The organism is Pseudomonas sp. 29 (assembly GCF_002754355.1).
Classification (GTDB): Bacteria; Pseudomonadota; Gammaproteobacteria; order Pseudomonadales; family Pseudomonadaceae; genus Aquipseudomonas; species Aquipseudomonas neuropathica.
In genome coordinates, this window is record NZ_PEEY01000001.1 from 5,422,950 (window position 1) to 5,442,447 (window position 19,498).

General features: G+C 54.8%; 23 protein-coding genes. 12 read left to right on the top strand and 11 right to left on the bottom strand.

The window, feature by feature from the left end; translation table 11 throughout:
* Window positions 1-56 precede the first annotated feature (56 nt).
* Together CLU80_RS25135 and CLU80_RS25140 are read left to right on the top strand one after the other, a co-directional pair.
* On the top strand, window positions 57-269 hold the full coding sequence (locus tag CLU80_RS25135) for a DUF4287 domain-containing protein (protein WP_099758688.1): 213 nt from the start codon (window positions 57-59) through the stop codon (window positions 267-269).
* Window positions 270-282: 13 nt separating this feature from the next.
* Window positions 283-777: a GNAT family N-acetyltransferase gene (locus CLU80_RS25140; RefSeq protein WP_099758689.1), complete on the top strand. Its 495-nt coding sequence runs from the start codon at window positions 283-285 to the stop codon at window positions 775-777.
* Window positions 778-801: 24 nt separating this feature from the next.
* Here CLU80_RS25140 and CLU80_RS25145 read toward each other — a convergent pair whose 3' ends face one another.
* Window positions 802-1,203, bottom strand: coding sequence for a carbohydrate-binding module family 20 domain-containing protein (locus CLU80_RS25145; protein ID WP_093437206.1), 402 nt, complete (start codon window positions 1,201-1,203; stop codon window positions 802-804).
* A 226-nt stretch (window positions 1,204-1,429) separates the two neighbouring features.
* Between CLU80_RS25145 and dapF the strand changes: the two genes are divergently transcribed.
* From dapF to CLU80_RS25165, 4 genes are all read left to right on the top strand, one after another.
* Window positions 1,430-2,248, top strand: coding sequence for a diaminopimelate epimerase (gene dapF, locus CLU80_RS25150; RefSeq protein ID WP_093437209.1), 819 nt, complete (start codon window positions 1,430-1,432; stop codon window positions 2,246-2,248).
* A gap of 497 nt (window positions 2,249-2,745) precedes the next feature.
* Window positions 2,746-3,108, top strand: a complete 363-nt coding sequence (locus CLU80_RS25155; RefSeq protein ID WP_099758690.1) for a DUF6124 family protein — start codon at window positions 2,746-2,748, stop codon at window positions 3,106-3,108.
* Between the two features lie 136 nt (window positions 3,109-3,244).
* Window positions 3,245-4,786 carry a phospholipase effector Tle1 domain-containing protein gene (locus tag CLU80_RS25160; RefSeq protein WP_099758691.1) on the top strand — a complete coding sequence of 514 codons (1,542 nt, stop codon included), beginning with the start codon at window positions 3,245-3,247 and terminating at the stop codon, window positions 4,784-4,786.
* The gene (locus CLU80_RS25165) at window positions 4,786-5,439 is read left to right on the top strand and encodes a DUF2931 family protein (protein ID WP_099758692.1); all 654 of its coding nucleotides are present in this window, start codon (window positions 4,786-4,788) and stop codon (window positions 5,437-5,439) included. The genes CLU80_RS25160 and CLU80_RS25165 overlap by 1 nt, the downstream gene beginning before the upstream one ends.
* Before the next feature lie 292 nt (window positions 5,440-5,731).
* On the opposite strand, the gene CLU80_RS25170 is transcribed toward CLU80_RS25165, so the two are convergent.
* From CLU80_RS25170 to CLU80_RS25190, 5 genes are all read right to left on the bottom strand, one after another.
* Window positions 5,732-6,628, bottom strand: a complete 897-nt coding sequence (locus CLU80_RS25170) for a DUF4435 domain-containing protein (RefSeq protein WP_099758693.1) — start codon at window positions 6,626-6,628, stop codon at window positions 5,732-5,734.
* On the bottom strand, window positions 6,625-8,007 hold the full coding sequence (locus CLU80_RS25175; RefSeq protein WP_286079773.1) for an ATP-binding protein: 1,383 nt from the start codon (window positions 8,005-8,007) through the stop codon (window positions 6,625-6,627). Before CLU80_RS25175 ends, CLU80_RS25170 begins: the two co-directional genes overlap by 4 nt.
* 365 nt (window positions 8,008-8,372) lie before the next feature.
* Window positions 8,373-9,497, bottom strand: coding sequence for a DNA alkylation repair protein (locus CLU80_RS25180; protein WP_099758695.1), 1,125 nt, complete (start codon window positions 9,495-9,497; stop codon window positions 8,373-8,375).
* A gap of 2 nt (window positions 9,498-9,499) precedes the next feature.
* Window positions 9,500-10,105, bottom strand: coding sequence for a glutathione S-transferase (locus CLU80_RS25185; protein ID WP_099758696.1), 606 nt, complete (start codon window positions 10,103-10,105; stop codon window positions 9,500-9,502).
* A 61-nt stretch (window positions 10,106-10,166) separates the two neighbouring features.
* Complete coding sequence (locus CLU80_RS25190) at window positions 10,167-11,075, bottom strand: MurR/RpiR family transcriptional regulator (protein WP_099758697.1); 909 nt, start codon at window positions 11,073-11,075, stop codon at window positions 10,167-10,169.
* Between the two features lie 401 nt (window positions 11,076-11,476).
* On the opposite strand from CLU80_RS25190, the gene CLU80_RS25195 reads away from it, so the two are divergent.
* The 3 genes from CLU80_RS25195 (at window position 11,477) to CLU80_RS25205 (ending at window position 14,028) form a co-directional block, all read left to right on the top strand.
* Window positions 11,477-11,881, top strand: a complete 405-nt coding sequence (locus CLU80_RS25195; protein WP_003225981.1) for a TraR/DksA family transcriptional regulator — start codon at window positions 11,477-11,479, stop codon at window positions 11,879-11,881.
* Window positions 11,882-12,489: 608 nt separating this feature from the next.
* A complete protein-coding gene (locus tag CLU80_RS25200; protein ID WP_502694642.1) occupies window positions 12,490-13,713 on the top strand; it encodes a methyl-accepting chemotaxis protein in 1,224 nt (407 codons plus the stop codon).
* Between the two features lie 111 nt (window positions 13,714-13,824).
* Window positions 13,825-14,028 (top strand): hypothetical protein, encoded by a 204-nt coding sequence (locus CLU80_RS25205; RefSeq protein WP_093437265.1) that lies wholly within the window; start codon window positions 13,825-13,827, stop codon window positions 14,026-14,028.
* Between the two features lie 6 nt (window positions 14,029-14,034).
* Here CLU80_RS25205 and CLU80_RS25210 read toward each other — a convergent pair whose 3' ends face one another.
* From CLU80_RS25210 to CLU80_RS30395, 3 genes are all read right to left on the bottom strand, one after another.
* Window positions 14,035-14,271 (bottom strand): DUF2789 family protein, encoded by a 237-nt coding sequence (locus CLU80_RS25210; protein WP_099759408.1) that lies wholly within the window; start codon window positions 14,269-14,271, stop codon window positions 14,035-14,037.
* A 50-nt stretch (window positions 14,272-14,321) separates the two neighbouring features.
* A complete protein-coding gene (locus CLU80_RS25215; protein WP_099758699.1) occupies window positions 14,322-14,573 on the bottom strand; it encodes a hypothetical protein in 252 nt (83 codons plus the stop codon).
* 102 nt (window positions 14,574-14,675) lie between these two features.
* A complete protein-coding gene (locus CLU80_RS30395) occupies window positions 14,676-14,999 on the bottom strand; it encodes a hypothetical protein (protein WP_139213432.1) in 324 nt (107 codons plus the stop codon).
* Here CLU80_RS30395 and CLU80_RS25220 point away from each other — a divergent pair.
* The 3 genes from CLU80_RS25220 to CLU80_RS25230 all read left to right on the top strand — a co-directional run bounded on the left by CLU80_RS25220 (window position 14,994) and on the right by CLU80_RS25230 (window position 16,781).
* Window positions 14,994-15,443, top strand: coding sequence for a hypothetical protein (locus CLU80_RS25220; RefSeq protein WP_176471300.1), 450 nt, complete (start codon window positions 14,994-14,996; stop codon window positions 15,441-15,443). The two genes, CLU80_RS30395 and CLU80_RS25220, sit on opposite strands and share 6 nt — an antisense overlap.
* Window positions 15,440-15,637 (top strand): hypothetical protein, encoded by a 198-nt coding sequence (locus tag CLU80_RS25225; protein ID WP_099758700.1) that lies wholly within the window; start codon window positions 15,440-15,442, stop codon window positions 15,635-15,637. Before CLU80_RS25220 ends, CLU80_RS25225 begins: the two co-directional genes overlap by 4 nt.
* A 127-nt stretch (window positions 15,638-15,764) precedes the next feature.
* A complete protein-coding gene (locus CLU80_RS25230; RefSeq protein WP_099758701.1) occupies window positions 15,765-16,781 on the top strand; it encodes an ABC transporter substrate-binding protein in 1,017 nt (338 codons plus the stop codon).
* Between the two features lie 96 nt (window positions 16,782-16,877).
* On the opposite strand, the gene CLU80_RS25235 is transcribed toward CLU80_RS25230, so the two are convergent.
* Together CLU80_RS25235 and CLU80_RS25240 are read right to left on the bottom strand one after the other, a co-directional pair.
* Window positions 16,878-19,010, bottom strand: coding sequence for a TonB-dependent receptor (locus CLU80_RS25235; protein ID WP_099758702.1), 2,133 nt, complete (start codon window positions 19,008-19,010; stop codon window positions 16,878-16,880).
* A gap of 92 nt (window positions 19,011-19,102) precedes the next feature.
* A complete protein-coding gene (locus tag CLU80_RS25240; protein WP_016982997.1) occupies window positions 19,103-19,492 on the bottom strand; it encodes a DUF2946 domain-containing protein in 390 nt (129 codons plus the stop codon).
* Window positions 19,493-19,498: the final 6 nt, after the last annotated feature.

Sequence of the window (19,498 nt, forward strand, 5' to 3'; positions counted from 1 at the left end):
CCTGCCGACAAGGAGCGTCCGCCGACACTCCGTCGTGATCACAGGGAGCTTGCAGCATGAGCGAAGACAACAGGGTAAAAGGCCCGGCGTCATACTTCCCCTCCATCGAGAAAAAATACGGCCAGCCCATTGATCACTGGCTGAGCCTGCTCGCCGGCATCACCGACAAGAAACACATGGAACTGGTGGCGTGGCTCAAGGAGGAACACGGCATGGGCCACGGTCATGCCAACGCTTTGGTTGCGCATCATTTGGCGGGTAAAAAGTGAGGGCAGGGCAGCGATGAATTTCTCCCACCGGCCCGTGACGGCCGACGACGTCAACACCCTGTGCAGCTTTCCCCAAGGCGAACAAGAGCTGTTCTTCATGTTCCCGAAAGCCAACTTCCCGCTGACGGAAGAACAGATGCACAGCGCAATCAGCCAACGCTTCGACTCCACGGCTTTTCTGGCCAACGGCGAGTTCGTCGGCTTCGCCAATTTCTACCGGGCTGAGCACGATGGCATTTGCTGCATTGGCAACGTCATCGTCGCGCCCTACGCTCGAGGCCAAGGTGTTGCGCGGTATATCGTCGAGACCATGACCGCCGTCGGCTTCGAAAAGTACCAGGCCAAGGAAGTGCAACTGTCCTGCTTCAACGAAAACACCGCAGGCCTGCTGCTTTACCCAAAACTTGGCTTCGTCCCGTTCTCCATCGAAGAGCGCCCGGCGCCGGGTGGTAGACGTTCAGCGCTGATCAACATGACGCGCAGCAGAGGCCAGCCCCAAGGTTTGTGAATCCTGGCCATGCACACTCGTGATTCAGAATTGACCGGTAGTCTGAAGTGATGCACTAAACGTCATGGTCACCTGAGTGTTAGGTCCCGACTGCCAGGTTTTTACATCGTATGGAGGTTTCTCGTTGCGAATGATGCATTTCCATTCAATGACATCACCAGGCTTCGCTTTGGTGAATTTTATTTTTGCGGACCAGGAGGGATAGGCAGCAGAGCCGAGCAGAACGGCCTTTTCCGTATCCCAATTGCCCAACTCCGCGACATTGCCCACTGCATAGACGCTGTATCCCTGTGCAGTGACGCCGTTATCACAGCGAAAGTTTGCTTCGAGATAAAGATAAGTCCAGGTGGCACCGGCATCAGCTACAGCAGGCAGCATTGCCGACAACACAAAACCCAGCGGCAACAGATAACGATTGCGGCTCATGATCAATTCCTCAGGACGTATTCAGTCGGGCCAGCTTAGCCACGCGCACCCAAAAAATGACCTGTAAGAACTGACAGTCCTTTAGAGTTCTTCGCGATAATCGCACTGCCTGTTTATAGTCGGGAGAAGCCGCTACTGACGCGGGACCGTTACACAAACCTGCCTTGCAAAAGCGACGAAAATCCGGCCAGATCACCGCGAAACTCACTCCATCAAGGATCGATCAATGCCGTTGGATTTCCATAAAATGCACGCCAACGGCGACGACTTCGTCATGGTCGACGCGCGCAACCACGCTAACCCGATCACCAGCCAACTGGTTCGGCGCCTCGGCGATCGCCACCGCGGCATCGGGTTTAATCAGCTCGCCGTAGTACTCAATTGCGAGGACGCCGATGCGCGCGTGGAGTTCTGGAACGCCGACGGCTCAGCACTCGACGTGTGTGGCAGCGCCACCCGTGGCGTGGCGGACAGGTTGATGCGCGAAGTCAGCCGAACCTCGATCACCCTGCGCACAAACCGTGGCTTGCTCACCTGCGAACACACGCCCAGCGGACTGATCGCCGTCGACATGGGCGAACCGTTGTTCGACTGGCAAGACATCCCTCTGGCGCAAGAACACGACACGCTATTTCTACCGCTCGCCGGCGCTCCAACTGTGTGCAACATGGGCAATCCGCACTGCACCTATTTCGTCGATGACCTCAGCACCGTCGACATCACCGCCCTCGGCCCAAGCCTCGAAACACATCCGCTGTTTCCACACAAAACCAACGTGCACTTCGTGCAAGTCATCGACCGCCAACACATCCGCCTGCGCATCTGGGAACGCAACGGCGCCATCCCGCTCGGCTCCGGCTCATGCTCATGTGGCGCGGCCGTCAACGGCATCCGCCGAGGCCTGCTCGACCACACCGTCAACGTTGAATGCGACGGCGGCCCCGTCACCGTCCATTGGAATGGCTCAGGCTCCGTAACCCTGAGCGGCCCGGTAGAACCCACTTTCTCCGGCACCCTCCCAGACACCCTACTCGACCTCAAGTGAACACAATCCCCTGTAGGAGTGAGCCTGCTCGCGATAGCGTCAGCCCAGCCACCGCAAATCCCAAAGCAACCACAAACCCCTGTGGGAGCTAGCCTGCTAGCGAAGACGCCAGCCCAGTCACCCCATCAATCACTGACCGAAATAAACAGTAAAAACCGCCACTGTTTAAACGAAGCCTCAAGTAACCACCGAAACCCTACAACGCCTTGCGCCGTTACCTACGACTAAGCCAGAATCCGCCGGCTTGTGCGTCTAGGTCGCGGGTTCTATCGTCTGTCGGTCGCTGAAAAACAGTGATCGGGTTTGGTAGCCCGCCATAACTAGTCGCATCGCGAACCGTTCGCAGACCTCATCAGGTCTCTGCTCAATGGTGGCCATGCGCAGGACACCTTCGGGTGTGCCGGGTCCTAGTTACCGGTCTACCAACCCGCGTATGGCCGCCACCTTCGTTTGGTAGCGAATGTGAAGGCTCCTTTTTATTAACTAGGAGTTTCACCATGATCAAACCAACACCCAACCCACCAGAAACCGACCCCACATCCCCCTACGAATCCCCCGATTCCAAGCGATTCCACGAAGCCGCCGAACGCGCCCTCGACCACTACCTCAAACCCGCCAGCCAAATCATGGCCAGCACCCAACAACCCGAACGCATGTACCTCGCCAACCCGAAGTACGACAGCGAATCCCTGCTCGCCAACGCCAGCGAAACCCTCGGCTCTGCCAGCGAAATGCTCCTCAACTTCGCCGCCATGCTCGACACCCCACACCGCAAAACCGCACTGGGCATCGCCCAAGTCGTGATGCTCGGCGAAATCGCCGTCAACCAAGCGCTGGATAACGTCGAAATCGCCAGCTAACCCCCACCCCGACGAGGGGAAACCCTCGTCGAACCCCGCGGTCACACCCTGGCTGGCACACGGCCACGGCTTGCGCCCCCCAGCCTCGACTGTCAACCTTCGGGCCGTTCTCAAGGATCAGAACCAGGAATCACGGATGAGTGGCTACGTACCCAACCCCCCGAAAAACTACCGCTACGAAGAAGCCAAACCCGTCGATATTCACGCCCAGCGTTGGGCGGAATATGAGAAACACGGGAAAGAACCTGCGCGCGAACCTGAGAAAATCGGGATCGCGTTACGTATCGGCGTGTTCTTTGATGGCACTGGCAATAACGCGAATAACGCTGCCGCAGGCTTACTTTGCGGTGCGCATCACCCCATCGCCGCCAAAGATATCGATGCTAGCTGCAAGCCGTATATGAGTGATCCGGACAGCAGCTACGGCAATGATGTCAGCAATGTCAAAAAGCTGAGTGACCTGTACGACACGCCTGAAGCAGCTGAAGGCGCGGGACCACGCAAGCAAGCTTTCCGCATGGTGTATATCGAAGGGATTGGCACCCGTGCAGGTGAAGAGGACAGTACGTTGGGAGCGGGCGCCGGGCGAGGCGAAACGGGTGTTGCAGGCCGCGTTCAATCTTCATTTGTATTGATAAAACAACGTATCAAGGAGGCATTGGATGAAAATCCGGGCAGCGAAATTACATCGCTCACCTTCGACACGTTCGGCTTCAGTCGTGGCGCAGCCGCCGCGCGACACTTCGCAAATGAAATCGTACGCGGCAAACAAGGCCCATTAGGAGATATCCTTCGCAGCGATTCTGATCGCTTCAGTCCGACCTTCAGCGAGCAATATAAAAGCGATATCAACATGGGCTTTATAGGCCTGTTCGATACGGTGCCTTCAATTGCTGGCTGGTCGAATTTGGGGAACATCAAAAGCGCTGTCGCGACAGGTATCAAGCTTTACCTGGACAGGCGGTTTTTCACGGATGTTGTCCAATTGGTCGCGCGAGATGAATGCAGAGGTAATTTCGCCCTCAGTCGAGTAGCAATGGATCACCAGGAAATTGTTTTGCCTGGCGTACATTCCGATATTGGTGGGGGTTATCTTGAGGAGGCCAATGAGTGTGTACTCGTCAGCCCGATGCAAACTCTTGAAGTCTCCCTTCACACAGATGTCGTCAGCACCTCTATTTACCGAGACGCGGTAAATGTCAGAAATCAGTGGCTCGACAAAGGCTGGCCCGCTGAAATGCTGGAAATCGTTACGCCTCCTGCACTTCTGATACCGAGCAGTCCACGGGACCGATTGAGTCCGGGCGTCAAGCGCGTCTATGCTGCCGTACAACTCAAGCGTCCTGTGAGCGGAATGCTGTCGAGAGTCTGCCTACGGGTGATGCATCAACAGGCGAAAGCAAAAGGAGTGCGCTTCAACGACATTCCTGAAACTGAAGAGTTTGCCGTTCCACCAGAACTCCAAGCCTTATGCGATCGGTTCGTCTCGGGGGACTACAGCACCACGGAGCAGGACGAGCAAATGCTAAGACTCAAATACATCCATACCTCCGCCAACTGGAACCACCCACTTGGGCGACGAGACGGGAGTGGCGTGAAGGCGGTATATATCAACGCCCCCACGTCAGATGCAATTCGCGTAAAACATCCGCACGTACCTGACTGGACGCTTTGGTAATGAAGTTACTTGCAACCCTGCTGTGCAGCCTATTTGTGAGCGGTTGTCACGCTGACCCGCTATCAGCAAATAACGACCCCAAGTCACCATGGTGGGAGCTCGGGTTTACCGAGCCTCGTTACATGAAGGTCTGGGTTGAGGACACTGCCGTTGAAGACATCAAAGGAAAGACGTTTCTTCGTACGGGAAAGGGATCCGCATCGGGTGGGCAGCCAGAAGATGGAACAGAGTCGGCGCGAGGCTGGCACGGTGTGGGCAGTTCCGCGAAAGCAGTAGTGGGTGCTGATCTCCCGAAACGGATCTTCGTTCGCTGGCAGTCCATCGTAGAACCTCAGACCTATCGAGCCTGGGTGGATATACCCGAAGAAGCCAGACAACTGATGCTGACATCGGTGAATCAACGCTGCGCGAAAACTCCAGACCAGACAGCTACTTATATATCTTCGGTCTATCTGGGTTTAGCTCCCGGCGGGGCCATCCAGGTTTGGGTAAGAGACTCATGTCACCATCCGGTCGAAGTGGCGAAAGCGCAGGCCGAAATCGAACCGTTGGGGCCGAGCCAGGGGAAAACCCAAGGTCGTTACGCTTATCCCATTAGTGAAAAGTCCAAGCGGTATATTGAGAAATGGGGAATTCCTTACGGGAGTTGGTGAATTAAAGGATATGAAATATGATTAACTAAATATGAGTCTGCCTTTGGAAGGTCGTGATCTGCCCTCGGTGCTTCACGATGAATCTTGCGGCAGTTAGTTATCGGTTAGTTGTGGGTTAAGAACTTTTTCGAAAAGATTTCCCGCAATGTGGATGGTTCTGGTTGCCCCGCGCTTCTTCCACTCTTAATAATAAATGGAAGGTGTGAGAGGCTTTCGGGCAAGATTAAGTTTTACTTGTGACGACAGCTTGTAGTTAGGTGTCGCCACGCAAGAAGGTGTTGTTATATAATTATTATATGGCTAGAGCTCTCTCTATTGATTGGCGTACTGGTTCAAAAATATTTGGGTCGCTGTGCGAAATAAGTCTGCAATAAATATCTTGAAAGTCATCTTCATATACATTGCTTCCAAATAGTTTGTCTGAATGGAGGATTAATATTCTTAGTAGGTGTTTTCCGCATAAGTTGGACGTCTGGGAGTTGTCTGAAATATGCTTGAATTTCTCTCTGGCGTTAAAAGCATCTTGCTCGAGTTGAGGTAGGTATTCTTTTTCAGTGATCCAACCGCCGTTTTTTTGAGAGTTTTCTATTATTTTATTTCTAATTGAGTCAATATATTCGTCTGTGGGAGCTAAATAGTATTCTTCACAATCATTTACTAAGTCTTTAGCATCTGCTTTTGTGGTTTTTATCCCGACTCTGTAATTTCTCGCAACTGCAAAAAGTCGTGAAAGTTTTTCATATTGAGATGTTAGTCTCTCCCAGTAGTTTTGATAATCCAAGGTTGGTGATATTTCCGGGGAGGTTTTCTTTAGTTTTTCACGAAGTAATCCGATTATTGCGTTCTCAGAAATTAGATAGTTTTCAAAGCAAAATCGGCCTAAGTAAATGAATTGACTTCCAGTGTATGACTCTGCTTCGCCCGTTATGTCGTCAAAGTCTTTGTCGCAAACAAATATTCTTTTCTTGTTAGAGGTTTCTTTGGATATTTCCTTGAATTTTGTTTTTCCGCCGGTACATATTACGGCGTATCCTTCGTTTATTCCGATTTTTATTAGAAGTTGTTCGTAGATATATTCCTGGTTCTCATCTTCGAAGTAAAATAGCAAGTCGAAGTATTCTGATAGAAATATATCGCGAGCTGCTCCGCCCTCAGTTGAATAGATTGGGAGGTCTTTATAGTTGCTCATATGCTTTGCTCGCTAGCTTGGTTGCTAAATACTCTAGCTACTGTGCTTCTATACGGTCCGATTATTTCTGGAGAGTGAGAGGCAAGTATTATTTGGCAATTTACGGGGGCTAGTTCCATCATTGCACCGACAAACTTTTTTTGCCACGCTAAGTGGAGCGATAGTTCTGGCTCGTCGATAATGAAAATCGAATCATTTTTAGCGACGAAGTATAGATAGCTGAGGACAATGATGATTTGTCGCTCACCCGACGATAATTCATTTATGCTTGATTCCTGCGATTCAAAATTTTCACTAGCTGAAAGGAATTTGAAGCGCAACTGGCTGTCGCTTTTGGAAAATACTATTTCTTTTTCAGATGATGAGAAGAACGAGTTTACAACTTCTAAGTATTTTTTTATCCGTGCGCTACGTGCCTCGATTTTTTCGTCCATTTCCTGGATTGATGTTAGAAGGCTTTCAATGCGAGCGAAGGAGATATTCTTAATAATAATGTCTCGCTCCTCCTTTGCTGTTCTGCGTCCAGCTTTTTTCTTTTCAAGAATATCAGATGATTGTGCGGCGAAAATTTTCTTAGTGTCTTTGAAAAATTTATCAAGTACTTTTGCTGGGCCTTGATCTCTGTATATGTCAAGCTCTCTTAGTCGTTGTTCAAGTCTTGATATGTCGTCAATGGTCACATTTGCTTTGTCTCGGCCAAATTCATTTGCACGTAAGTCTAGGAATTTAACCATTAAGCCGTTAATGAATTCGGTCTTGATAGAGGCAAGATTTCTCGTAAGCTCACGATGGTTTTTTACGCAGTATGATTGAACGACATCTAGTGGGGTTTTTTCCGCGAGAGGGCTGTCCATTGGCTTTGTGAGTTGCCATGCATTTTCGTAAGAGATATCACCACTGCTTGCTGTGACTTTAATTGTTCTATCAATGTTGACTAGTGTTATGCTTGTTTTTTTCTTTATTTCATCAATTGCTTCCTTTACTGCTATAGCATCACCTAAAGGCTTGCCTTTTTTTTTGTCGAGATTCCAGCTTTCAATGAATGATCGCAGTACATTGCCTTTGTCTTCTCTTAGTATCATGGAGATAGATGAGAGTGACGCAGAGATGTCGTTAACTTTTACGATATGTTCATCTTTTGTTTTCTTTATTGAAATTGTACCTTTTGTGTTTTCATCGAAGTATGTCAACTTCAATTCGGAGAACTTTAAGGACTGGATATAGTCGGTGTCGAAGTTTAGAATTGCTCTCATCACGTTGAGCGCAGTAGTCTTGCCGGATCCATTTTTTCCGAAAATAATGTTCAGATCTGGCTTTAAAAGCGTTACGCCGGTTATGTATCCGTGTAAGTCTACTGCGTGCAAGCTTTCAATCATCATGTTATTTGTCTCTGTGGTTTCTGTAATTGGATTGCTAAATCGGTTTGCTATCTCGGTACGCAAAGCTTGCAAAGTGCGTGAGAACGCTAGGCTAATGCAAAGCTTTGCACTGCATATGATTTTGGTTGTCATGGTTTAGTGTATTAATAATTAAATTAACTACACTATTTAAGAAGGTTGCTGGTTTGTGAAAAAAAGCCAGTCTTATTAGTATTGATGGGTTAAATATTAATTTATCGCTTGGGCTGATATCCATATCATGTGCTCTTTCATTTTTTTGTATGGTAGCGTATAGCCATTGTTGCGTCTAGTTTTGCAGCGATAATCCTTAAGTTAGTAGGTGGCTGGATGATGGAATTTATTTTCTAAGAGTGTAGGTTTTCTGAATTAGGAATAATATTGAATGTTGTTTTTACTAAATGCTCACCATTAATTATCACTGTTATGACATGTTGGCCTGCAAAATGCTTCCGCGTCGTAAAATCCCTAATCACCTGCCGCCTCCCCACAACCACACTCTCAAACCCCGCCAAAACCACCGTCTTCAACTTAAAAACCTTCCCCGAAACCCCGCCATTCGCCTTCACATAGTCAATCGCATAATCAATCACCAACCTCTGCTCATGCGCCACGGTCGACTTCACCACAAACGACAATGTAATCGCTTCCCCCAACCGCACCACCGCCGGCTCAACCCGCACATCCAACAACTCAACCTCAGCCTTCGCCCCCGCACCAATCACCGTCAGCGCTCTTAAATCCCCCTGCTTGATCAAACTCCGCAACGCATGCTTCGCAATCCAGGCCGTGTGCTTGTTCTCCAACGACCAACCTTCAATCGTGTCCAGCACCCACTCCGGATGCACCTTCGTCACATCATTCAAATGATTCGCCACGGACTTGCGCACGTACAAACTCTCATCAGCCTTCAACCGATCCAGTATCCCTGCCGCCAACTGCGGATCGGCCTGAACCGCTTCCAACCGAAACGACCAAGGCAGGCGAGGGCGGCTGCCTTCGCTGGCGAGTCGTCGGACGTGGTGGTTCTCATCGCGGGTCCAGTCGTGCATCAGCTCTAACGATCGTTCCAGGTCGCTGCGCAGAAAGTGGCGGATGGCGAATTCGGAGGAGCCGAAGGTGGTGAAGTACTTCAGGGCGTCCATCGAGGTGTCGAACGCATGTCCGCCGTAGATGGCGACGTAGTGTGGCAGGCACATGCTGACGAATCCGCTGTTCAACCTAGGCGCGAGTTCACGCAATACATCGAGGGAATCTTGGTAATCCAGCGGCAACACGGCGTGCAGGCTTTCGCTGACGCGCGCCATACGTTGCATCACTGATAATTCAGCGAGTCCGTCCTGGGCATGTTTGAGAAACGCCTTGGCCTTGAACGCCGGGTACACGGCGCTCATTTCGCAGGCGATGTGTTGCAAGCGTTCGGCGTTGAAGATTTCCTTTAACGCCGGGGCGGCGGTGTCGGTGGTGCTCATGGTCAGGTCATCGGGGTGCTGACGAACGCTTCGAGGGTTTCGGCGTAGGCGGTGTATTGGGCGATGTGGGGGTAGCGGCGGGTGTCGATCTGGTCGGGGACGACGAGGCCGGTGAAGCTCCAGGCGACGGCGAGGCTGATGCCGGCCTGGCTGAGTGTGCCGTCGGTGGGCAGGCCGGTTTTTTCCAGTTCGTGTTCGAGGGCGGTGAACGCGGCGGCGAGTTGGCCTTCGACGCGTTCGACCCATGGCTGGTATTGAATGTCGGCTGGGCGCAGGTTGCGTTCGTAATAGAGCTGCACGGCTTTTTCGCAGGCGGCGAGGCTGAGGCCGATCAGGCGCAGGGCGTGGGCGCGTTGTTTCAGGTCGGTTGGCAGCAGGCTTTTGCCGGAGCTGGCTTCGAGGTAGTCGAGGATGAGGGTCGAGTCCATCAGGACTACGCCGTCGTCGAGGATCAGTGTTGGGGCTTTGACCACCGGGTTGATCTGCTGGAATTGCTCGAAGTGGCGGAACACCGAGACTGACTCGTGTTCGAGGTCGATGCCAAGGCGTTTGGCGGAGATCGCCACGCGGCGCACGTAAGGGGAGTCCAGCATGCCGATCAGTTTCATGACGCGTTCCTTCAAGTCAAACCGGTGGGAAGGCATAACCTAGCCGACGCAGAGGCAATTGTCAGTCGTCGAAGCCGGGTTGTTCGTGAATCTCATCAACATTCAGTTCCAGCCGATACGCCACTGCCACAAACAACGCCTGACACAAACACAGCGTCGCACTCAGCGAGCGAAAGGCGAGGGCGCTGCCTTCGTTGACCAGCAATACGCTGTTGGCGAGTTTCGCCAGCGGCGAGAGCTGGCTGTCGGTGAGGATCAGGGTGTTGGCCTGTTGCTGGCGGGCGAAGCGCAGGCAGTGTTGGGTTTCCTTGGCGTAGGGCACGAAGCTGATGGCGATGACCAGATCGTTGGCGCGCACGCTGCGCATTTGCTCGCGATAACTACCGCCTAGCCCCGAAACCAGGTGAATGCGCTTCTGAGTGTGTTGCAAGTTGTAAACGAGGTAGTCGGCGACGGCGAAGGAGCGGCGCACGCCGACGACATAAATGTTGTCGGCGTTGACGATCAGGTCGACGGCTTTTTCGAACGCGGCGTCGTCGAGTTCGCGGCCCAGGCGTTCGATGCCGGAGCGGGTGGCGTCGATGCATTCGCGGGCGAGGTCGCCGGCGCTGGCTTGCTGCGACTGGTCGGCGATCATGCTGCGGATGAGTTGCTGGTAGTTTTGCACTGGCGAGGCTTTGTGCGTGTAGGCGCTGCGGAACAGCGCCTGCATTTCGCTGAAGCCGCTGAAACCGAAGCGTTGCGAGAAGCGCACGATGGCGGACGGGTGCACTTCGCACTCGCGGGCGATGTCGCTGATGCGGTCGACCATGATCCGGTCGCTCTGCTGGCTGATGTAACTGGCGATGCGTTTGAGCTGGCGCGGCAGGGCGTCGTATTCGTCGGTGATCAGTTGCAGCAGGCGCTCGGCATTGATCGGGGGGCTGGCGAGTGAAACCTCGTCGATGGCCGGCAGATCGGGGCGGGGCATAGGTCATCCTTCAGGCTGATTGATCACACGGTGGGCCTGATATTAGGGGGGCTTTTGCGGTTCTGCTTTGCTGAAACGATGCAGTGCGTGGTAAAAAACTGCGTCTGGGCGCTGCGTGGTTAGCCGTTTGTCTTCTATATACAGCCGCTCGACTGAATTTCTTGCTATAAACGCACTCCGATGGCCGTGTGAACCCTGTGTCAGAGCAGTTTCCGGGCGTTGTCGGACAAATTCCCTGTATTTACAGTTGCTGAGGCCTCGATCGGGCCTTAGACTGCCGCCCCTCGTAAATTGAGTGCCGGGTGGCATTTGCAATAAACGATGCCTTTTCGCCGACCGCACGCGGTTCGCCGAAACGCTCCCTAATTCGCCTTAATGCACGTTTTTTTATAGAGATATCAATGACAAAGGACAAGTTGCTGGCCATGCCGGCAGATGACTACATGAATGCAGAGCAGCACGCTTTCTTCACTGAGCTGCTGCAGAACATGAAAGTCGAAACCCACGAGCGCATTGAGCAAAACCGTATCGCCATCGAAAGCCTGGACACCCCGGCTGACCCGGCGGACGCGGCTTCGGTTGAAGAAGAGCGCACTTGGCTGGTGAACGCGATCGATCGCGACCAGCGCATGCTGCCGCAACTGGAACAAGCCCTTGAGCGCATCAAGGAAGACAGCTTTGGCTGGTGCGACGACAGCGGCGAGGCCATTGGCCTGAAGCGCCTGCTGATCAGCCCGACCACCAAGTACTGCATCGAAGCTCAAGAGCGTCACGAGCAGATCGACAAGCACCAGCGTCAGGCCTGATTCTGTGGGGTGACCCTTTCAACAGGGCACCTTGAAAAGATCGCAGCCTTCGGCAGCTCCTACATGGGCGTTGCTGAAGGCTGCGATCTTTGTTTTTGCTCCTCTGCAATAAGCCCGCGCCGTTCCATTGACCTGCCACAGACCCCACGACTAACGGACCATGGATAATGGCGTTGTAGTGGCGTTTAATGCAGTCACAATAATGAGAACAAGCGTGGGGTGTTGATATGACGAGAGACGGATCTCTGGTTGGGGCTTTGCCTGCACCAGTGCTTTTGCCGAAAAACCGCTGGATCGCGCCGACCCTGCAAAGCATCGCCCTGATGCTGTTGCTGGCCGGCATGACGCTGGGTGGATGGTCGCTGTACGTTGGCATGCCGCTAGCGGTGCTGATTGTCTGGCTACCGCGCTTGCGTTCCCGCGCCATCCCCGATGCCCAGCCTGCCGACACGGGCAGCGCCATGTCCGAACTGACCCGCGACCTTTCCTACACCACCAGCCATAACGCCTTGTCGGCGGCTGGCGTGGCGTTTTCGGTCAAGGAACTGGCGAGCAAACTCGAATCGCAACTCGATGCGGCGGCGCGGATCGTCAGCAACGCCGAGGTGATGATCGCGACTGAACACGCCACTTCACAACTCAGCCGTGCCGCGCTTGAAGCAGCGAGTCAGGCGCATCACAGCAGCGCGGCGGGGCGCACGGAACTGGTGGATTCGATCGCGCGCATGCATCAACTCAGTCAGCGCGCCAATGCCAGCCGTGAGTTGATCGAAGCCTTGAGCCTGCGCAGTGACGATATTCAGCGCGTGACCCTGGTAATTCAGTCGATTGCCAGTCAAACCAATCTGCTCGCATTGAACGCGGCGATCGAGGCCGCGCGAGCCGGCGAGCATGGTCGCGGTTTTGCCGTGGTCGCGGATGAGGTGCGTGGATTGGCGGCGCGCACGGCGTCGGCCACCGGTGAAGTGGGTGAGATGGTCGCCGACATTCAGCAACGCACGGCGCAGGTGGTGGAGCAGATTCGCGAGTTGTCGAGTGATCTGCAGACCGGTGTCGAGCAGGTCGAACACACCGGCCAGCATCTGGAGAACATCGCGCGACTGGCTGCCGGGGTGGAAAGCCAGGTCGGTGAAATCGCCCAGGGCGCGGAAACCAATCGCGAGCAACTCGACAGCCTGTTCAAGGCCATCGAGCAGATGCGCAGCGATCTGGCGATCAGCGATCAACAGACTCGCCGCCTCGCTGAAGCGGCGGTGCAAATGGAAGGGCAAGCGGAAACCATCAGCGAGCGGCTGGCCGCAGTCGGTCTGGATGACTATCACCAGCGCATCTACGATCTGGCCCGCGAAGGGGCGAGCCAGATTGCCGCACGTTTCGAGGCGGATGTCGAACAAGGAAAGATTAGCCTCGAGGATCTGTTTGATCGCCAGTATCAGCCGATCCCGAATACCCAACCGGCGAAGTTTCAGACCCGTTTCGACCGTTACACCGATCAGGTGCTGCCGGCGATTCAGGAGCCATTGTTGCCGCGTCACGAGGGGTTGGTGTTCGCCATTGCCTGCACGCAGCAAGGTTATGTGCCAACGCACAATCAGCAGTTCAGTCAGCCGTTGACTGGCGATGCGCAGGTCGATGCGGTGAACAATCGCACCAAACGCAAGTTCGCGGATCGCACCGGTATTCGCTGCGGCAGCCATCAGCAAACGGTGCTGTTGCAGACTTACACCCGCGACACCGGTGAACTGATGCATGACCTGTCGGTGCCGATCACGATCAAGGGGCGGCACTGGGGTGGATTGCGTTTGGGCTATAAGCCGGAGAAACCGCGCTGAGGGATTGTTACTTGCGGTGCAATGAATCTGTGCACGGAGCTTGCTGTTTCCGCTCGAAAGAAACCATTAATCTGCCCGCTTAGTTAGGTTGCTAATGATTTCGGGGGCTGCATGCAGTGCAGAGTTGATGTTGCTGTGATGATCGGCAGTGGCGTGCCGGCCGGTTTGCGCGCAATGGGGCAGAGCGTGTGCTGGGTGGTTTTGCTCAATGGCGAGCGTCGCGGCACCGCGTTTGCCAGTCGCAACGAGGCCGAGGAGTGCAAGGCTGCATGGCTCGCGCAATTGCAAGCCGAGTGTGGTGACAGCCTGCACTGAGTTCGGTTACTTGCCGTCGTGAAGGCGTACGTTCAGCTCGTCGAAGACGATTGCCCTGTCATCGTCTTTGCTGATCCACTCTTGCAGCGTTTGCCTTTGAGAGTCCGACCAGAAATGGGCATCGACTAGTTTGGTGTCAGCGTCGAGAGTATGCGCGTCGATGAAACTGTCGATCTCCGGTCCTTCTGAAGGAAGACCTAACTGATCGAACAGAGTTTTCAAGTTATAACCTTCCAGATCCATCGTGTTCTCCTTTTTGATTTGCGCCGGGATGGCACAATCGGTCGCTCTCTTTATCTGAGGCATCCACTCGCCAGGAGTTCGATCTTTGACTCAAGTGAGCGGGCGAGGGCGCAGGCTTCGTTGTGATCTTCACGGAAACCTCTTACGCGCCCGGTCGATGTTTCCTTTATATGGAAGAAAGCGTTGCCGGCGGGTACCACCTGGAAACGCGGGTAATCGTCGTTGATCGTGGTGGCACTTAGTATCAGCGGCGATTCGATCCGGGCGTCAACGGTCATGGCAAAGTGAGTCCGAGTGCACATATGAAGTCCTTTTCATCAGTTGGCCGTTATTTACCGGCCGTTTCGGGTAGTCGGAATGAGCATCGCTGCTCTAGAATCGCCAGTACCTGTTGACGACAGGGCTTATCTAAAGCAATTTTTCGCCAGCGATATGTCGGAGAAGTGCTTTTTTTCGTGAGAATTTTCCCTAAAGTTCGTAGTCAGACTGCTCTTGCCGACGCTGAGGATTTTTCCTTCAGGTTTTGGCGACATCGGGATGAGTTTCCCGAGTGACAATCCAGTAGTCTTACCAACCTCGCGTTGAATGAGCACTCTGCTCGATTCGGGCTTTATTGATTTGTTTGCAGTGACATCGGCCTGGCCGTTTTTTTGCCGTGCGCGTTTTCCGTGTGCGGTTTTTTCAGATGTGGGGATGTTTCTTTGGCAGTCAGTAATCTCGATATGCATGCTTTGTTCGTGTTGGGTGATTTGCGTGCAAAGCTGGTCAAGCTGTTCCAGTCGCGTTTTGTTTACATCACCGAGCAGAACGCCGAAGGCATTTACGTGGCCGAGATCGACACCGAAAGTGCCTTGGTGGTCGATGACAAACCGGGGCTCAAGCTCAAGGTCGGCGATCATTTCAGTGCATCGGTCTTGCCCAGCCGCGAAGGCGGCAAGATGGATCTGCGTTTTCGCGAAATCAAACTCACGGTCTATGGACTGGGCGATTACGCTTTCGTCGAAACCGCTGACGGGCACGCCATCCTGTTCAAGGAAGGCCATAGCGTGGTGACCGTGTTCGCCGCCCATGAGCAATTGCAGGAAGGCCTGACCAAAACCCTGAAAGCCGTTACGGCCAAAGCCGCCAAGTGGCGCAAGGGCGAACTGGTGACGTTCAAGGCCAGCGAGTGAGCCGCGCGGATTTCCATGCGCAGAACCTCGACACTGCACGCGAGGAAGCCCAGCGGTTGTTCGCCGCCAAGGCGGAACTGCAAGGTGCCTGGCTGAATTGGCTGGCTGCGCAGATCTATCAGTTGCGCCCCGCGGAATACGCCAGCATGGTCAGACGCGAGCTGCAAAGCCTGCAGGAAAAGTCTGATTCATAACCTCGTCCGCAGCATGACCCGGAAAAAGCAGGAACCTCGGCTACAGTCAGTTGACTGAGTATTCAGAGGCTTGCGGTCTTCTGTCAGGCCATCCTGCCATTGCTGTGAACAGCACGAGGTGCAATGCATGAACGGATTTCGACGGTTATTGGCTGCCAGCGTGGCCACGTTTGGTTTGCTGGCATCAGCGCCATCGGTGCTGGCCGCCCAGGCTCCGATCCACTTTGCCGACCTGAACTGGGAAAGCGGCAGCCTGATTACCGATGTTCTGCGGGTCATCGTTGAGAAGGGCTACGGCTTGCCGACCGACACGTTGCCCGGCACCACCATCACGCTGGAAACCGCACTGGCCAACAATGACATTCAGGTCATTGGCGAGGAGTGGGCCGGGCGCAGTCCGGTGTGGGTCAAGGCTGAGGCCGAAGGCAAAGTCGTCAGCCTCGGTGACACGGTCAAGGGCGCCACCGAAGGCTGGTGGGTGCCGGAGTACGTGATCAAGGGCGACCCGGCCAAAGGCATCAAACCGCTGGCGCCGGATCTGCGCAGCGTCAGTGATCTGAAAAAGTACAAGGACGTGTTCAAGGACCCGGAAACCCCGAGCAAGGGGCGTTTCCTCAATAGCCCGATCGGCTGGACGTCGGAAGTGGTCAACAAGCAGAAGTTGACGGCTTATGGTCTGCAGGACGATTACACCAATTTCCGCAGTGGCTCCGGTGCGGCACTGGACGCTGAGATCAGTTCTTCGATTCGTCGCGGTAAGCCGGTGCTGTTTTACTACTGGTCGCCAACACCGCTACTGGGCAAGTTCAAACTGGTGCAACTGGAAGAGCCGCCATTTGATGCCGAGGCTTGGAAGACGCTGACCGATGCCGATAATCCCAACCCAAAACCGACCCGGTCGCTGGCGTCGAAGCTGTCGATTGGTGTGTCGACGCCGTTCCAGAAGCAGTATCCGCAGATTGCCGAGTTCTTCAGCAAGGTGGATTTCCCGATTGAGCCATTGAACAAGGCATTGGCGGAAATGAGTGAGAAGCACACGGCGCCGCGTGATGCGGCGGTGGCCTTCATGAAGGCCCACCCGGATGTGTGGCAGGCGTGGTTGCCGAAGGATGTGGCGGAGAAGGTTTCGGCTGATCTGAAATAGAGGCCGTAGCGGCCGGCCTCTTCGCGAGCAAGCTCGCTCCCACAATGGATATGTGTCGTTCACAACACTGTGGGAGCGAGCTTGCTCGCGAAGCTCTTAAAATTTCGTCATCACCGCCAATTCGAAGGTACGCGGTGTCCCGAGGTAATACGCCGGCGAAACATGCGCAAACTCGGCATACACCTCATTGGTCAGGTTACGCACGCGCCCGGTGACGGTGGTATGCGAATCAACCTTGTAGCTGAGAAAGCTGCCGAACAATGTGTAAGACGGCACGGTCATGGTATTCGCAGTATCGGCATACACCGACGCCACATATCGTGCATCCACCCCACCTTGCCATTGCGGCGAAAAATCATAAGTCAGCCACAGATTGCCAACCCGATCCGGCACGTTGGTCGGCGTGTTGCCCTTGCGTGATACCACCGCGCCGGCGGCATTCTTTTCGGTGAAATCATCGTATTGCGCATCGACCCAAGCGAAGTTGCCTTCAGCCAGCAGCTTGTCGGTGATCCGCAACGAGCTGGCGATCTCTAACCCTTTCGACGTCTGCTGGCCGACCGGAACACTGCTGGTCGGGTCCAGCGGATCGGTCACGGCGAAGTCCTTTCGCTCAATGGTGTAGGCCGCAATCGTCGCCGAGCCGCGCCCGTTCAGATAATCAAATTTGCTGCCAATCTCCCATTGCTTGCCGGTGGAAACGTCGAAGTCCTGCGTGCCGTTCGGTTGCTCGGCGGCGGTGCTGTATTGCACGTAAACGTTGGCCGACGGAATGAATTGGTACGTCAGGCCAGCGCGGCCGGTGACTGGTTCCCAACTGCGCTTGAGATGTTTCGGGTTGGTAGCGGTTACCGTGCGATGGTTGGTCACGTCGAGGTCAATGTCGTCATAGCGCAGACCGGTGAGCAGCGACAGGTTGTCGGTCAACGCTAAACGGTTTTCCACGAACAATGCCTTGGTGGTGACCTCGTTGGTTTTGTCGCTGATCAATTTCGGGTTGGTACCGGGAATGTCGTAGAAGTGCCCCGGACGGTAGTTGTCCGGATCCACCGTGCTCGCACCTTTGACGTTCAGTGGTGAGTTAGTGGTCTGGTTGACCTTGTATTCGAAGCCCCCCGACCACGTCGTATCGAGACCGAACAGCGTGTTGTCATGGCGCAACTCGAACTGGTTGCCGTTTTGCTCGCCTTGATGACGCACCTGATACGCAGTGGAGCGATTCACCGCGGTGTTGTCGGCGTTGTACTGGTAGGTTTCGAGGTTGCGGTAATCGCGTTGGCTGTCGAGGTGGTACAGCGTATTGCGCAGGGTGGTGCTGTCGTTGATCCGGTAGTCGACGATCGAGCGAATCCAGATCGTTCGCTGCTCGTAACGACCGTCCCCGACGTTGTAGTTATTGAAGCGATTGTGTTTATCGATCTTCAACTCGCCGGCCTTGGGATTGAGCACGGGCGTGCCCCAGTACGGACTGTCTTCGTGTTCATCCTGATATTCCAGGGCCAACGTGTGCGACAGGTCGGGGGTGAGGTCACTGAGCAGCGAGAACGCCACGCTCCAGGCATCGCGCTCCTGGCGGTCGATGTAGCCGTTGCTGGTGTTGTGACTGACGTCGAGGCGCGCGTAGTGCTGCACGTCGGCGCTCGGGTCGGTGAGGGCGTGGTTGAGGCCGAAAGCGGTTTCGCTGGTGTCGTAGGTGCCGTAGCTGACCCGGCCTTCAACCGCTTGCTCATCGCGGGTGGCCAGTTTGGTCACGTAGTTCAGCGATCCCCCCACCGAGCCTGCGCCGTTGATCAGCGACGACGGGCCGCCGACCAGTTCCACCCGATCATAGATCCATGAATCGACGGGTCGCGCGAGTCCGCCGGAGACGTTGATGCCGTTGAACATCTGGGTGATCTGGCTGCTGGTGAAGCCACGATAGGAGACGAAGCCGCCGAACCCCGGCGGTGCGCTGGCGTTGACCCCGGGCAAGGTGTTGGCGGCGTCCTGGAAGTTCTGCGCGCCATGGCGGTCGATGTCGTTGCGATTGGCGATGGCCACCGAGGCCGGCGTGTCGCGCACGCTCAAACCCAGTCGCGAGGCCATGCCGCTGGATTGGTCGAGGCTCAGACCCGGTTCTGCGCCGGACTCGCCATCAATGGTGATTGGCGCCAGATCCACGGTGGATTGCGCCCAGACGTTAATGGACAGGCAGCCGCACAGGCTCGCCAGCAGAGTGAGTTGTTTCATCATTGAATCCTGAATGCTTGTCTAGGAGTCAGCGCACAGGCGAACGCGGCGCGTTGGCGCAGTAGGCTGACAAATCAAAAAGGCAGAGACACTCAGGCGAGCGGTGGGGCGCGAGGGTTGGCCGAAGGCCAGGTGAAGCGGGCAGGGAGGTCGGCGCTGACGATGGGCGCCAGTGGTGGGCTGTGTTGTTCGGGCAGGATCGCCAGCGTCAGGCTGGAGTTGAACGCCGGGCCCATGCCGCCGCCGACCGAGCACAGCGGGCAGCCAAATGCCTTGGACAGGGTCGGCAGTTGTTCTTCAGTGGGGTTGCTGGCGAGCGGCGCTTGAGTGGCCGGGTCGACTGTACAGAACTGGCCGCCGATACCGTTCAGCTGCATGCCGACCATTTGCCCGTGACCGATGCTGCAGGCGAACACGTTGAACAGGACGCAGCAATAGAGCATCCAGGCCAGCAGTGAGCGATCGGAACGGGAGAATTTCATGGGGCG

What these genes read in the sequence shown, in the direction of transcription:
- CLU80_RS25135 (WP_099758688.1), top strand. Translation starts at nt 57, where the DNA reads ATGAGCGAAGACAACAGGGTAAAAGGCCCGGCGTCATACTTCCCCTCC.
- CLU80_RS25140 (WP_099758689.1), top strand. Translation starts at nt 283, where the DNA reads ATGAATTTCTCCCACCGGCCCGTGACGGCCGACGACGTCAACACCCTG.
- CLU80_RS25145 (WP_093437206.1), bottom strand. Translation starts at nt 1,203, where the DNA reads ATGAGCCGCAATCGTTATCTGTTGCCGCTGGGTTTTGTGTTGTCGGCA.
- dapF (WP_093437209.1), top strand. Translation starts at nt 1,430, where the DNA reads ATGCCGTTGGATTTCCATAAAATGCACGCCAACGGCGACGACTTCGTC.
- CLU80_RS25155 (WP_099758690.1), top strand. Translation starts at nt 2,746, where the DNA reads ATGATCAAACCAACACCCAACCCACCAGAAACCGACCCCACATCCCCC.
- CLU80_RS25160 (WP_099758691.1), top strand. Translation starts at nt 3,245, where the DNA reads ATGAGTGGCTACGTACCCAACCCCCCGAAAAACTACCGCTACGAAGAA.
- CLU80_RS25165 (WP_099758692.1), top strand. Translation starts at nt 4,786, where the DNA reads ATGAAGTTACTTGCAACCCTGCTGTGCAGCCTATTTGTGAGCGGTTGT.
- CLU80_RS25170 (WP_099758693.1), bottom strand. Translation starts at nt 6,628, where the DNA reads ATGAGCAACTATAAAGACCTCCCAATCTATTCAACTGAGGGCGGAGCA.
- CLU80_RS25175 (WP_286079773.1), bottom strand. Translation starts at nt 8,007, where the DNA reads ATGATGATTGAAAGCTTGCACGCAGTAGACTTACACGGATACATAACC.
- CLU80_RS25180 (WP_099758695.1), bottom strand. Translation starts at nt 9,497, where the DNA reads ATGAGCACCACCGACACCGCCGCCCCGGCGTTAAAGGAAATCTTCAAC.
- CLU80_RS25185 (WP_099758696.1), bottom strand. Translation starts at nt 10,105, where the DNA reads ATGAAACTGATCGGCATGCTGGACTCCCCTTACGTGCGCCGCGTGGCG.
- CLU80_RS25190 (WP_099758697.1), bottom strand. Translation starts at nt 11,075, where the DNA reads ATGCCCCGCCCCGATCTGCCGGCCATCGACGAGGTTTCACTCGCCAGC.
- CLU80_RS25195 (WP_003225981.1), top strand. Translation starts at nt 11,477, where the DNA reads ATGACAAAGGACAAGTTGCTGGCCATGCCGGCAGATGACTACATGAAT.
- CLU80_RS25200 (WP_502694642.1), top strand. Translation starts at nt 12,490, where the DNA reads ATGATCGCGACTGAACACGCCACTTCACAACTCAGCCGTGCCGCGCTT.
- CLU80_RS25205 (WP_093437265.1), top strand. Translation starts at nt 13,825, where the DNA reads ATGCAGTGCAGAGTTGATGTTGCTGTGATGATCGGCAGTGGCGTGCCG.
- CLU80_RS25210 (WP_099759408.1), bottom strand. Translation starts at nt 14,271, where the DNA reads ATGGATCTGGAAGGTTATAACTTGAAAACTCTGTTCGATCAGTTAGGT.
- CLU80_RS25215 (WP_099758699.1), bottom strand. Translation starts at nt 14,573, where the DNA reads ATGTGCACTCGGACTCACTTTGCCATGACCGTTGACGCCCGGATCGAA.
- CLU80_RS25220 (WP_176471300.1), top strand. Translation starts at nt 14,994, where the DNA reads ATGCATGCTTTGTTCGTGTTGGGTGATTTGCGTGCAAAGCTGGTCAAG.
- CLU80_RS30395 (WP_139213432.1), bottom strand. Translation starts at nt 14,999, where the DNA reads ATGCATATCGAGATTACTGACTGCCAAAGAAACATCCCCACATCTGAA.
- CLU80_RS25230 (WP_099758701.1), top strand. Translation starts at nt 15,765, where the DNA reads ATGAACGGATTTCGACGGTTATTGGCTGCCAGCGTGGCCACGTTTGGT.
- CLU80_RS25235 (WP_099758702.1), bottom strand. Translation starts at nt 19,010, where the DNA reads ATGAAACAACTCACTCTGCTGGCGAGCCTGTGCGGCTGCCTGTCCATT.
- CLU80_RS25240 (WP_016982997.1), bottom strand. Translation starts at nt 19,492, where the DNA reads ATGAAATTCTCCCGTTCCGATCGCTCACTGCTGGCCTGGATGCTCTAT.